This is a genomic window from Methylicorpusculum oleiharenae (genome assembly GCF_009828925.2).
Taxonomy (GTDB): Bacteria; Pseudomonadota; Gammaproteobacteria; order Methylococcales; family Methylomonadaceae; genus Methylicorpusculum; species Methylicorpusculum oleiharenae.
The window spans coordinates 2,775,829-2,789,105 of the sequence record NZ_WUTY02000001.1 but is presented as its reverse complement, the minus strand read 5'-3'; the positions used below and the strand labels follow the sequence as shown (position 1 = coordinate 2,789,105).

Sequence of the window (13,277 nt, the reverse complement as noted above, 5' to 3'; positions counted from 1 at the left end):
CTGATCAAGCCAGCCTTAAACAAAGGAACCAAAATTCCGCCCTTATGTCCGAACTTTCATGATAAAAAATCCCGCTAAATTTTTTGCCGTTTATTTAGTCCTTGCAACATACAGCGCTGCAGCTCTTGACCTGGAACCCGAAAAATTCAATCTGCCGGATATCGGTGATTCTTCAGGTACACTGATTTCCCCGGTACAGGAACAAGAACTGGGTGAAGCTTTTTTCAGAAGCTTGAATTCACAGATTGATGTCAACCAGGATGTTGAAATTCAAGAGTACATTGAAACCATAGGCAGCAAGCTTGTTGCAAACAGTGATTCACCCGGCAATCCGTTTCATTTTTTTGTGGTTAATGATAATGCCATCAATGCGTTTGCAGGCCCCGGCGGCTTCATAGGCGTTAATTCGGGATTAATTTTAACAACTGAAGCGGAAAGTGAATTAGCCTCGGTAATGGCTCACGAAATTGCACACGTTACACAGCGCCATCTTTACCGCGCCTTCGAAGCCGCCAGCCGCTTGTCTATTCCAACCGCAGCAGCAACGCTGGCGGCCATACTGTTAGGCACACAGTCTCCAGAACTGGCTCAGGCCGCTATTGTGGCGGTCCAAGCCAGCAGCATACAATTTCAAATCGACTTTACCCGTGATAATGAAATGGAAGCGGACAGGGTCGGCATGCAGACATTGGCTAATTCAAAGTTTGATCCACGCAGTATGCCGATTTTTTTTGAACGACTACAACAATCAAGCCGATATTACGGACGCGGCATTCCTGAATTTTTAAGAACTCACCCGGTTACATCATCTCGAATCTCAGACACTCGGGGACGTGCTGAAAAATATCCTTATCAGCAATACCCTGATTCGCTGGGCTACCTCATCGCCCAGGCAAAACTTCGGGTAAGCACGAGCCATGATTTATCTTCAGTGCAAGACTATTTTAAAATCCGGCTTAACCAGGGAACGGTCCAACAACGAGCGATAGCCCGCTATGGATTGGGTCTGGTTTATTTGAAACAGCAACAATTTAACGATGCTGCCGTACTCTTTAAGCAATTGATGACCGAATATCCGGAACAAACTCATTATGTAACGGCAATGGCTAAAACGGCTCAAGAATCCCGTGACTACCCCGCCGCTCTGAATTTATATAAAAAAGCGCTCTTTCAGTTTCCGGGGAATACAGCGCTAAAAATGGATTACATCAGCACGCTTCTGAAGATAGGCAAACCGGAAGAGGCAAGAGAAATCATGCTGTTGCTAACCCCTAAAATCAAACAGAGCGCCCTTTATCTTAAGCTCCTGGCTCAAATTTACAGTGATTTACAGCAACCTGCGGAATCTCACCGTCATCTTGCCGAATACTATTACAAACTGGGGCAAAATGAAGCGGCAATCATACAAATTAAACTCGCTCAAAAGGCGGCCGGATTAAGCCAACATCTTTCTGCGATTCTAGATGAGCGCTTGGCATTTTTTATCAACGAAGAACGCGAGCGTAAACTTGACCGATAGATTGAACTGCCTATTCAAAACAATACACAGTTGATGAACTGAAACTTAATAACATGAAAAAGCATGGCAGCCACTGCCGATCAAAATACCTGATTCAGGCTTAATATGGATTGTAAGCTTATGATGAATAACTATGTTTTCGACACGAAACTATTATTTCATTTAATTTGACTTTTTTGATAGACAACACGTTTTTTGATGGTATAGAATGCTCGACAGCTAAACGGAGTGAGCCCGATTCTAAATCGGTAATGAGGAGGATAGACCAAATCGGTCTCGTAACAATAACAATAACAAACGAGTTAAAGCTTAGTTGTCCTTGAGTCAACAACGTTCATTCAATAATAATAATAACACCTGAACATGCCCGCGAAAGCGGGCTTTTTATTGCCTGAAATAAACCCAAACCTGCTTTTTCCGGATAAAAAATGGCGGTCCATTGACCGCCATTTCATAGAAAATCAAAACTCCCGATTACATACTCAAGCGCACGCCAATCCAACCGGCTCTGGGTGCGCCCGGCGCGACAAACCGGCCATCGTCATAAGCATCGCCCAATACTTCATCCGCTTCTCCGTAAACACCAAACGAGTTATAGCGTTTATCGAATATGTTGTCGACCCTGCCAAACACAGCAAAATTTTGGGTCACTTTGTATTCAGCCTTTCCGTTAAACAACCAGTAACCGCTTAATTTGCCGTGATTGTTGGCTTCGTCACCTCTGAAGAAGCGCGCACCGCTGTAAGTTCCATCCATGCCCAATGAGACCTTTTGCCACAAATCAACGCTGACGGCCGCTTTAAACATATGCTCGGGTATCCCGGGAATCCGGTCACCTTTTTCAACCATCACACCGTCTTCATTATCTTCATCAACGGGATCCTGAGTTTTAAATTTACTTAAAAAACGGGCGTTCAAATACGTATAATTCGCCATGAAATGCCAGTCATCTATACCGCTGAATAACTGAGGATAAGTGACCGAAGCCCCTGTTTCCACTCCGTAACGACGGGTTTTACCGACATTGTCAAAATAGCCCTCACTGATGCTGTCACCGCCACGCTGGAAAATAATATCGTTAGAATTGGTGGTATGAAAATAACCCAGATTCCATTTCAAATCGCCGCGCCCCAATAATTGATCCAAATCACCTCTGAATCCCCCCTCATAAGTTTTGGCCACGACTTGCTCAAGCGGTGGGTCGGCAACGAAGGAGTTCGGCAATTTACAAGGCGCTTCCGGATCGGCGCAACTCAATTCCATCGGCGACGGAATCCGGGAAGACTCACTGTAGCCCCCATAAACCGTCAAGTTGTCTAAAATCTTGTAGGTCAAGCCACCCGATGGATTCAGACGCTCAAAAGTATGAGAACCATCTAATGTTTTATCGGGATCGTTGATGTACTGATCAATCATATTGATATGAGAATAGTTGTAGCGCCCGGCAATAGTTGCACTCAATTTCTCGGTAATATCAAACGTATCGGTCAGAAAGACGCCCACCGTCGACGTATTGGTATCCAGGCGCACTCTGGATTCATCGATGAGCACACCGCTTTGCGTCGTTCCTCTTGACCGCGTTAATGAGCCCAATTCGGTATCGGATGAAAAATTGACTTTGGCATAGTCATAACTAACGCCGGTCGTTAAACTGTTTTTGTGTTTGAACAAGTCCTGACCAAAAGTTGCTTGCAAGGTTCCGCCACGGCTGCGCATATTGGTTTGACTGGTGTTGTTGGTTGCCCCTTCAACATCGTCGGAAGCAAGAATATCATTACCGAAAATATCGGCGACACGCGCTTCATCACCATCATCCTCTTCGCAAAGAAAGCCTGCATTACCGGCATCCTCACACGCTTCAAAATCACTGTCATCACCATTAAACGTCTTGATACGATTCTGACGAAAATAAGCATTACCGCTGAGTTCAATATCATCGGTCACTGAATAGCTGCCTTCCAGTTCGGAAAAAAACATGCGGGTAATCGTTTGATCCGGATGGGTAAAAACTGCTTTTTCATGCTCATCCAACAACTGTACCGGCACCGCACCGTTGCCTCTCAGATCGTTATCATTGCCGCCTAAAGTCAAATCCAGAGAGCCTTTATCGCCCCGCCAGCTTAAGGTGCCGAAAGCCTGATCGGCCTTGGTAGGAGAAAAATCCCGCCAACCCTCTTCTTCAAAATGATGTAGAGCTAAAAAATAACCCCAGGTACCGTTATTCCAGCCGCTGGTTAATTCCTCCGAATGCCTGTCCCAGGAGCCGCCATAAGCCTCAACTTGATGGCCTGGCGCAGAAAAACCGGTTTTGGTTCTGACCGAAATAGCCCCACCCAGACTGTTTAATCCGTAGACAGGGTTTGAGCCGGGATATAAAGCCATAGATTCGATTGCCCCTTCGGGGATCAAATCCCAGTTAACCGTATCGCCGAACGGCTCGTTAAATCGGACGCCATTAACATAGGTAGACAAGCCTTGCGGCAAGCCCAACAAAGGTGAGGCGACAAAACCACGGTAGTAAATATCGGGCTGTAACGGGTTATTTTGCGCTTCGTTGACGTGCACACTGCCAAGATAACGATTTAAATACTCAGCCAATGAAATAGCCTGAGCATTTTGCAGTTCTTCGGATGTTACAGTTTGAATGTTCGCGGGGATTTTATCGACAGGCACATCCGATCCGGGCAACGGCGTCACACCGATCACTTCCATAGTTTCCAGCTCCATCGCACTGTCATCAGCAAGAACTGTTCCGACGGTTCCCATAGAGGCGACACCCAAAACTGTGCAAAAAAATCGTTTCATTCCTTTTATCTCGTAAAAATCTGGATCGCTATGATATTCAGATGATTCAAACATAACTATCGGCCTTGAATAAAAAGGAAATATTCCTACTACCTTAGCGAATGCCCCCACGAAATTGAAGTGATTCAGCCTTAATTGTTTATAATAAGCACGACCAACGGTACTCTGATAGGTGATTGTCTGTTTACAGGCAACAGACCCGGCTAGAGTTCGAAGTGTTAACCAACCCAGCTCAAGGCCCACACTGCGTTTTTCTGACTCCTTGAGCAGCTTTTACATTCATTCACCAGCTCAGGGTACTTTCATGACTAACCCACCCATTGCCACAAAAATTCAGCAATTTTACGGCTCTCAAGTACAAAAAGTTCAACAAAGCGAATACTACAAAAAACTCATGGATATGCCTCCACCCAAAAGATGGATGACCTTAGCCGGAGTTTTTGCCGCATCCCAGGTCATCGTATTCGGTGGGCTTTATCTGATTTTCGGCAAAATAGTGGTCATCGGCTTCCTCGCCAGTATTTTGGCAGGCCTCGCGACAGGCGTCGGCGCCATACCTGCTTTATTTTTTACAAACATTTCCAGAAACCTCTTCAACAGCATGCTGGGCGCAGCCGCCGGTGTGATGCTCGCGGCAACCGCTTTTTCGTTGCTGGTTCCCGGCATAGCCTATGGCAATGAGATATGGCCTGGAAATGGCCTATGGGTGGTCTCGCTAGGCATGGTGATAGGCGCTTTGTTTCTTGACATTGCAGACCGCCAGTTACCGCACATCCATTTTGATGCGGCGCTGGATAACCAGTTAACTTCGTTAAAAAAGATCTGGCTGTTTATTATTGCCATCACGATACATAACTTTCCTGAGGGCATGTCGGTAGGCGTAAGCTTTGGCTCCGGTGATATGAAAAACGGAATCGTATTAGCGACGGCAATCGCCTTACAAAACCTTCCTGAAGGCTTGGCCGTAGCCTTGCCTTTGGTAGGACTGGGATACAACAAATGGCGAGCCGTTGGGATAGCCACAGCAACAGGATTGGTTGAGCCTGTCGGGGGATTGCTGGGGATTACCATGGTCACCGTGTTTTCACCTATACTTCCCATCGCCATGGGCTTTGCTGCCGGCGCCATGCTGTTTGTTATCAGCGAAGAAATCATCCCGGAAACCCATTCTAATGGCCGCTCGCGTCTGGCGACTTTTGCATTAATGATCGGTTTTATCATCATGATGGCTCTGGATAATATGTTGGGTTAACTCAGAACCTTTAAACACGACCCTCCCATTCCGAAAAAACGCGTCGCTTCCCATCATGCGACGCGTTAAACGACCTCAATCATTCAACTGCCCACTATCAACCTTTATGGAAACCGCTCAAATTGCATTGCAAAACCTGACAAACTCTTTTATGGCTATCAACTTCGCCGAGCTGTCCTTCACCGGACTGACCAGTTTTACACTGATCGCCGCCGCTGAAATCGGTGATAAAAGCCAATTGGTTTGCATGACCCTGGCAGCAAGACATCGGTCATTTCCGATTATTTTTGGTGCCATTGCGGCTTTTGCCTTACTGAATACCTTGGCGGTTATTTTTGGCGCAGCAATCGCCAGCTGGCTACCGGATTATATTGTTGCATCGACCGTTGCATTACTGTTTGCCGTCTTCGGTATTCATGCCTTGCTATCCAAGGAAGAAGAAGACGATGAAGTTATCAAGGAAAAAAGCGGGCACGGCATTTTTTTCACCACGTTTTTACTGATCACTTTAGCTGAATTTGGGGATAAAACCCAGCTAGCCGTTGTCGCTTTAAGCAGCACATCACAGCCCATTGCCGTATGGCTGGGGGCCACCTGTGCACTCACTTTTACATCGGCCTTGGGGGTTATTGCCGGTAGAACGATCATGAAAAAAATACCGTTGGTGTTACTGCATCGTATCAGCGGAAGTATCTTTCTGATTTTGGCCGCTGCCGCAGGCTATCAAGCTTATTTAAGCTTTGCCGTTTTATAAAAAACGGGCAAAACAAACGCTTTTGATTAGTAAGATTGTCTGATTACCATAAAATTTTCAGACAATCCCGGCACTCTGCTTTTTTAGCCGCGCGATAAAAATAAATAACCATGTGTTTCAATGCCTTAAATTCGCTTTAAACATCTGCCACCCTAGAATTTAACTAAAATTCCCACAATAGTTTTGACACAACACAGTCGACCATGATAAAAAGTGCCCTGTCGTAGATAATCACATCGACAGCATCCTTATAGTTTCAGCTATAAGGAATCCCCTTTGAGGAGAGGGGGTTTTTAATCATTATTAAAATAACAAAGAGGATATTAAAATGGCAGAAGCACAAGAAAAAGATAACTTTTGGTTATGGATCGGCGGAATAATTGTCGTGACAGTCGTCCTTGTTTTGGTGTTGAAAAGCAGAGAAACCGAGCATTTGGCAAGCGACGCTATACAAATCCAAAAAGCTGAAGTTGAAAAAACTTTTGCTAAAAGAAAAACTTCAAATACAGCTGTAGAATAAGTTATTCACCCCCGTTGACCTTCGACGGGGGTTTTTAAGCACCCCACAAGTAAGCCACAATTAACCCCCCTCTCTATAAAATATACTCTCCGCTTGATTAAAACTTTTTAATTGTGCTTAAAGCCTGCAATTTAATTTATACCTATCCAAACAGTGATTGATCGCTATCCAGTTGCTCTGTTTATGAACCAATTCAGATTCCCTGAAAACAAAGGATAAAGCCGCAGACAATGCTCTGCACCACTTTATACATACCACACACGATAACGCACCAAAACAATGCGCCAAAACACACCGAGTAGTACTTGACTTTCCAAGAGCGGTTCTAATTAAATGTTAACCTTTCCTGACCTTTTTAAGTACGCTCAGTAAAATCATCAAGATCCTTTCAAACAAAAAAAATCGCTAAGTCCAAAACGTAATCTTTTCTTCAGTTAAGGATATTCGCCTACCCTGCATAATAAAACCTCCAATTGGCATTTTTTATGCTTAAATCAGAGGAAAGTAACCACATAATAAAAAGTGACACTATGTCTAGTATCTGGGAAAACTATAAAACCGATAACGCCTACGATGAACTGATGTTTGCCGAATATCAACCGCGCGCCGTCAGCCATACGCTTTGTCAGTATCTAAACACCCTCAACAGGGAAGATATAGATAAACGAAAAACAGCAGCCGAACTTGCCATCCTGGAAATGGGCATTACCTTCACGGTATACAGCGATGAAGGTAATATAGATAGAGCTTGGCCGTTCGATATCATTCCCAGAATCATTGACGCGCGTGAATGGAAAATCATAGACAAAGGACTTAAACAAAGACTGACGGCATTAAATTGCTTTATCAGCGATGTTTACGACCAGCAAACCTTCATCAAGGAAAACCTGATACCGCGGGAAATAATAAGCAGCTCAAAAAACTTCAGAAAAGAGTGCGTCGGTATAAAGCCTAAACATAATGTCTGGGCAAACATCTGCGGCACCGATTTAGTGCGTGACAAAGATGGCATCATGTATGTACTGGAAGATAACCTGCGAGTACCCTCCGGCGTATCCTACATGCTTGAAAACAGGATCATTACCAAGCGCGTATTCCCTGAATTGCTTCAAGACATAGAGATCCTTCCTATAGATGATTACCCGACGCAATTGCATGAAATGCTTTGCTCAATCGCTCCTAATCCGAACGGTAAGCCTCAAATAGCGGTTCTGACACCCGGCATTTATAACTCGGCCTATTTTGAACATGCTTACCTCGCTCAACAAATGGGCGCTCAATTGGTTGAAGGTGGCGATTTGATAGTCGATGATGACGATTGTGTCTACATGCGCACCATTGAAGGTCACGAAAAGGTAGATGTTATTTACCGGCGTATTGATGATGACTTTTTAGATCCCGAAGTTTTCCGCAAAGACTCCATCCTTGGCGTGCCGGGTCTGATGCGGGCATGGAAAGCAGGCAATGTGGCCCTGGCCAATGCACCGGGAGCCGGAGTGGCTGACGACAAGGTTGTCTATGCTTACGTTCCTGAAATGATTCGCTATTATCTTAATGAAGAACCCATACTGCCGAACGTAGAAACCTATTTATGCAGCGATCCGGCGCATCTGGATTATGTTCTTAAACATCTGGCAGAACTTGTGGTAAAACCCGCCAATGAATCCGGTGGATATGGCATGTTGGTGGGACCTCATGCAACCGCCAAGGAAGTAGAAGCGTTTAGAAAAGTAGTGATGGGCAACCCCAGAAACTATATTGCCCAGCCAACATTAGCGATATCGACATCACCGACTTTGTGCAAAAATAAACTTGAACCACGACATATTGACCTGCGGCCTTTTATTCTCCAGGGAGAAAACACGTTCGTTACGGCCGGAGGATTGACTCGTGTCGCCTTGAAGAAAGGCTCATTGGTCGTCAATTCATCACAGGGTGGCGGCAGTAAAGATACCTGGATAATCAACATGGAGACAAACTGATGCTTTCTCGTTCTGCAGAGCGCTTATATTGGCTGGCTCGTTATTTGGAGAGGACTGAGAATATAGCTCGCCAAGTTAACGTGCACATGAATTTACTGATGGACTTACCCAAAGACGTAGAAATGGGCTGGCAGCATTTAATTCAAATCAATGGCTGCAAAGATGCATTCTATTCTCGATACAGTTCAAGCCAGGAAAGAAACGTAACGCGTTTCTTATTAACAGACTCAACGCACCCAGGCTCCCTACTATCCTCTTTGAGTTTTGCACGCGAAAATATCCGCACGTCTCGCGAACTGATGCCGGATGAAGCCTGGAGACAGGTTAACGAGCTTTACCTTTACAGCAATAAACAAATCGATGCGATAATTAACCGCCGAAGCCGAGTACTTTTTTTAAATGAGATTTTAGAGGGCTGCCAACGTTTCAACGGGCTTTTATCGGGCTATATGAGCCATGACAACGCTTACCGGTTCATTAGACTCGGCAGAAATATTGAGCGGGCCGACATGACCACACGAATACTCGAATTGGGCTCCATACTGTTATCGGAAGCCAGAAGCCCGAGCGCACGCCAATACGAGAACATACTTTGGATGAATATTCTGCAATCTCTAAACGCCCTGCTGATGTATCGCCGGCACGTTAGAAGCAGAATCAAGGATGATGACGTGCTTAATTATCTGCTTTTGGACGAAGCCTTGCCGCGTTCCGTCAATTGCTGTCTTTTTGAAATGGCTGACGCCATAAAATCGTTACCGAATCACAACCGGCTGCCTGAAAAATTGGCTGAACTCCAAGACTACGTCAAATTGATTGATACGCGGCAAACCACTCAGACACAGCTACGCGTAATACTGGATCATTTACAATCCAGGCTGGGTGTTTTACACGCTCAGATTGCACAACACTGGTTTCTAAACAGCACGCAGGATCAAATCCAATCTTCCCCCAAGACAGAAGAGCAAAACTCAGCTTAGGAATGTGCCAGAAACAAATCAGACAACCTGGAATTTAGCCTGACGTTGTATGGGCGGTTTTTCCGCCCTGAACCAATCTCTTTAGTGACCCACGTTATTCAGGAACGCTTCTTGAAATGACGGGTGATCAAGCATTTAATAACCGATTACAAATCAGCCAATAATGACTTGGATCTTGTTTTATCCAGTGCGGGCAGTCTTGAAAATGCTTCCCGCAAAGTTGCTTCCCAGCTTTTTCGAAGATTTAACATATAAGCGTTTTCCGATTCAAAGCAATAGTATTCGTCGAGCCTGTAACTGTCCTTTCGATAAATAACCATTTCGATAGGCGGCCCCACACTCACGTTACTACGAATTGTAGAATCCATAGATACCAGACAACACAGCGCCGCTTCGTCCAGATCACTGTCAGGCTTTAAAAAACGGTCCAATACCGGCTTGCCGTATTTTGTTTCACCTATTTGCAAAAAAGGGGTATGAGCCGAGGTGGTAATGTTATTGCCTTCAGCATAAATCATATAAGCGGCGGGCGGCTCATCGCCTATTTGCCCCGCAAGAATAAATGTCGCCGAAGGATTGAAAGCGGACTGCCCTTCTGCATCCATATGCTGTTTTTGTTTTTCAAGACTGACCTGCCCAAGATACTGGGCCGCTTCCGACAGATAATCCACTGTATTGATATTTATTTTTGCATCCTTGATTTTATCCCTTTTGAGCTGCTCCAAAACAGCTTGAGTCGTCGCTAAGTTACCCGCGCTCAATAAGACGATCGTCCTGTCCTTGGACGTTTCAAATGCGTGCATTTTTCCATAGGTACTGACGTTATCGATTCCAGCGTTGGTTCTTGAGTCAGAGACAAGAACAAGCCCTTCATTTAATGAGGCGGCGATACAATAAGTCATAATTAAATCTTTCTAAAAGTTAAAACGGTCATGCGGACCCTTAATGCCGGGTCTTTCTGATTAATTGGAGCAGTCCATACTTATAAGGCAAAATAAATTTTAATCGGGTAAACCTCGCTACGATTCCCAGTTTGATGATTAAGAGGGAGAGGCTTAAGCTTTGCGTGGATGCTGCCGCCAAAGCTCCCATGGATGGGTCTACGGCGTTCCTCGCAAGGCTTACGCCAACCCTCAAAGCCACATAAAAAGTTCATACTGAGAATTATTGTAAACCTCGCCAATTGCTGGATTTCTGATTTTTAAAAATGCTCAATCACCCCTATCGATCAGGAATCGTCCGTAAGGCCGGCTAATTTTGCCAAATACGCCATACGCCCTGATAACTGCTCAGGACTGTGCGCACGAACCGTGGCATGCGCCACTTTCCGGCCTTTTCTCGGCGCCTTGTTATAAAAGTGCGGATGAACATCCGATAAGCTCAGCAATTCTTTTAGCGACGGCAATCCGCCAATAAAATTCTGCATGGCTGAATAACCCAGAGGGGATGTCCTGCCCAGAGGCATACCTAAAATCGCTCTGAGATGATTTTCAAACTGGCTGGTTTCCGCGCCTTCAATAGTCCAATGACCTGAATTATGCACACGCGGCGCAAATTCATTGGCAACAAGATGGCTATCAACATCAAACAATTCGACCGCAATGACCCCTACATAATCCAGGCCACTGAGCAATCGGGTCGCAATTGACTCTGCCTGCTGTTGCAATGGATCATTTTCAGAACATTTGGCGACCCGCAAGATTCCGCCTTTATGATGATTTTCAGACAACGGATAGTAGGCTATTTCACCTGAAACACTTCGGACAGCAATGATGGAGACTTCCCTGCGAAACGGAACAAAGCCCTCCAATATGCATGGCGCGCCCATAAGCTCATCCCAACCCACTATCAGATCTGAAGATGAACGCAACAGGACCTGACCTTTACCGTCATAGCCCAGACGGCGGGTTTTCAGTAATGCGGGGTATCCAATTTTTGCAGCGGCATTTTCCAGATCATTCAAACTGTCGACAGCGGCAAATGGTGCCGTAGGAATATCCAGATCACGCAAAAAGTTCTTCTCTATCAACCGGTCCTGACCGATAGCCAGCGCTTTGGGAGCCGGATAAACCGTTGCATGTGCCGAAATAAAATCAATCGTCTCAGCCGGTACGTTCTCAAATTCATACGTGATCACATCGCATTGCTCAGCCATCTGCATCAATAAAGCATGATCAGTATAGTCACCCTGCAAATGAGTACCGACCTCTGCAGCGCAGACTTCGGATGCGGGATCCAAAAATAAGAACTCCAAGCCTAAAGGTTTGCCCGCCAAAGCCAGCATTCTGGCTAACTGGCCAGCACCAAAAATACCCACCATCATAAATCGAATTCTCTCGGATCTGGATTAGCTAGCACTGAATCAGTCTGTTGCAATCTGAACTGGCGCAATGCCTCTTTATGTTCCTGACATTTATTGCCCACTATAGCGGCCGCCAGCAAAGCTGCGTTGATCGCACCGGCTTTTCCAATCGCGAGGGTGCCGACTGGAATACCTGCCGGCATTTGCACAATAGACAACAAAGAATCCATGCCGCTGAGCGCTTTTGATTGCACAGGAACACCTAATACCGGAACCAGTGTCTTGGCTGCCACCATCCCCGGCAAATGAGCCGCCCCGCCTGCTCCGGCTATAATGACTTCCAGCCCTCTTGCCTCGGCCGATTCGGCATAGTTAAATAGTTTGTCCGGTGTCCGGTGGGCGGAGACCACTTCAACTTCGTGAGAAATACCTAACTGTTCAAGCTTTTCCGCCGCGTGACGCATTGTTTCCCAGTCAGACGTTGACCCCATAATTATCCCGACCAAAACACCGGCCATCAGTAAATTCCTCTCAACACCATCATCAATTGCACATGCAACAAATTAAAAAAGTTGCTAATTATACCTGAATTGACCCGGTTTAAAAATTTCTACTGTCTTAAGGCAAAAAAATAAATCTAATTCCAGCCCGGAAACCAACCCACACAGCTTAGAAACGGTTTGAACCTGTAAAGCCTTATAGATCGTCCTGGCAAATTAAACAAACATCGTAACTATTCAGCGAAACAACCAGGCAAAGGTGTTGCACCCTGTAGGTTGCGGTTGGCGATAGCCAACCCAACATTTAAAGCCAGGGTTTTAATTGTTGGGTTGCGAAAAGCAGGCAACCCGACCTACTCTGAGTGATTACCAAACATCATTGAAAAAACTTGAATAGACTGGAAACATTCTAACAACAATCACCCGCATGCAGCCGTACAGCAAGCTCGGCACGAATGCACCAAAATGAAGCACCAACGAACTTATGGTGCATTATTTTTAATAAAATGTATTATTTGCTGCTTGTTGAAGAGCGCTCAAATCTACCTATTGTTTATCGGATGTAAAAACTGGTTTTTTTACATAGAGTTAAAATAGCAATTAACAAATGGTTTACATTTTGCTTATAAAAAACAAATAATTCTTACTTTCGTAAAAACTCTA

At 45.2% G+C, this 13,277-nt stretch carries 10 protein-coding genes; 6 read left to right on the top strand and 4 right to left on the bottom strand.

The genetic code is table 11. The features are described 5' to 3' along the window. Nucleotides 1–58 precede the first annotated feature (58 nt). Nucleotides 59–1,519, top strand: a complete 1,461-nt coding sequence (locus GO003_RS12590) for a M48 family metalloprotease (protein ID WP_159656447.1) — start codon at nucleotides 59–61, stop codon at nucleotides 1,517–1,519. Between the two features lie 474 nt (nucleotides 1,520–1,993). Here the strand turns inward: GO003_RS12590 and GO003_RS12585 are convergent, their stop codons facing one another. After that, entirely contained in the window at nucleotides 1,994–4,324 is a 2,331-nt protein-coding gene (locus tag GO003_RS12585) for a TonB-dependent receptor (protein WP_159656449.1), read from the bottom strand. A gap of 394 nt (nucleotides 4,325–4,718) precedes the next feature. Here GO003_RS12585 and GO003_RS12580 point away from each other — a divergent pair, with 394 nt between their 5' ends. From GO003_RS12580 to GO003_RS12560, 5 genes are all read left to right on the top strand, one after another. Continuing rightward, nucleotides 4,719–5,576 (top strand): ZIP family metal transporter, encoded by an 858-nt coding sequence (locus GO003_RS12580; protein ID WP_407942123.1) that lies wholly within the window; start codon nucleotides 4,719–4,721, stop codon nucleotides 5,574–5,576. Nucleotides 5,577–5,727: 151 nt separating this feature from the next. Beyond that, a complete protein-coding gene (locus GO003_RS12575) occupies nucleotides 5,728–6,330 on the top strand; it encodes a TMEM165/GDT1 family protein (RefSeq protein ID WP_231088972.1) in 603 nt (200 codons plus the stop codon). A gap of 328 nt (nucleotides 6,331–6,658) precedes the next feature. Continuing rightward, complete coding sequence (locus GO003_RS12570; protein WP_159656455.1) at nucleotides 6,659–6,850, top strand: hypothetical protein; 192 nt, start codon at nucleotides 6,659–6,661, stop codon at nucleotides 6,848–6,850. Between the two features lie 530 nt (nucleotides 6,851–7,380). Continuing rightward, the gene (locus GO003_RS12565) at nucleotides 7,381–8,832 is read left to right on the top strand and encodes a circularly permuted type 2 ATP-grasp protein (protein ID WP_159656457.1); all 1,452 of its coding nucleotides are present in this window, start codon (nucleotides 7,381–7,383) and stop codon (nucleotides 8,830–8,832) included. Then, nucleotides 8,832–9,812 (top strand): alpha-E domain-containing protein, encoded by a 981-nt coding sequence (locus tag GO003_RS12560; RefSeq protein ID WP_159656459.1) that lies wholly within the window; start codon nucleotides 8,832–8,834, stop codon nucleotides 9,810–9,812. Before GO003_RS12565 ends, GO003_RS12560 begins: the two co-directional genes overlap by 1 nt. Nucleotides 9,813–9,958: 146 nt before the next feature. On the opposite strand, the gene GO003_RS12555 is transcribed toward GO003_RS12560, so the two are convergent. The 3 genes from GO003_RS12555 to purE form a co-directional block, all read right to left on the bottom strand. Beyond that, nucleotides 9,959–10,714: a peptidase gene (locus GO003_RS12555; protein WP_159656461.1), complete on the bottom strand. Its 756-nt coding sequence runs from the start codon at nucleotides 10,712–10,714 to the stop codon at nucleotides 9,959–9,961. A 326-nt stretch (nucleotides 10,715–11,040) separates the two neighbouring features. Beyond that, nucleotides 11,041–12,135 (bottom strand): 5-(carboxyamino)imidazole ribonucleotide synthase, encoded by a 1,095-nt coding sequence (locus tag GO003_RS12550; protein ID WP_159656463.1) that lies wholly within the window; start codon nucleotides 12,133–12,135, stop codon nucleotides 11,041–11,043. Then, on the bottom strand, nucleotides 12,132–12,632 hold the full coding sequence (gene purE, locus GO003_RS12545) for a 5-(carboxyamino)imidazole ribonucleotide mutase (RefSeq protein ID WP_159656465.1): 501 nt from the start codon (nucleotides 12,630–12,632) through the stop codon (nucleotides 12,132–12,134). Before purE ends, GO003_RS12550 begins: the two co-directional genes overlap by 4 nt. Nucleotides 12,633–13,277 lie beyond the last annotated feature (645 nt).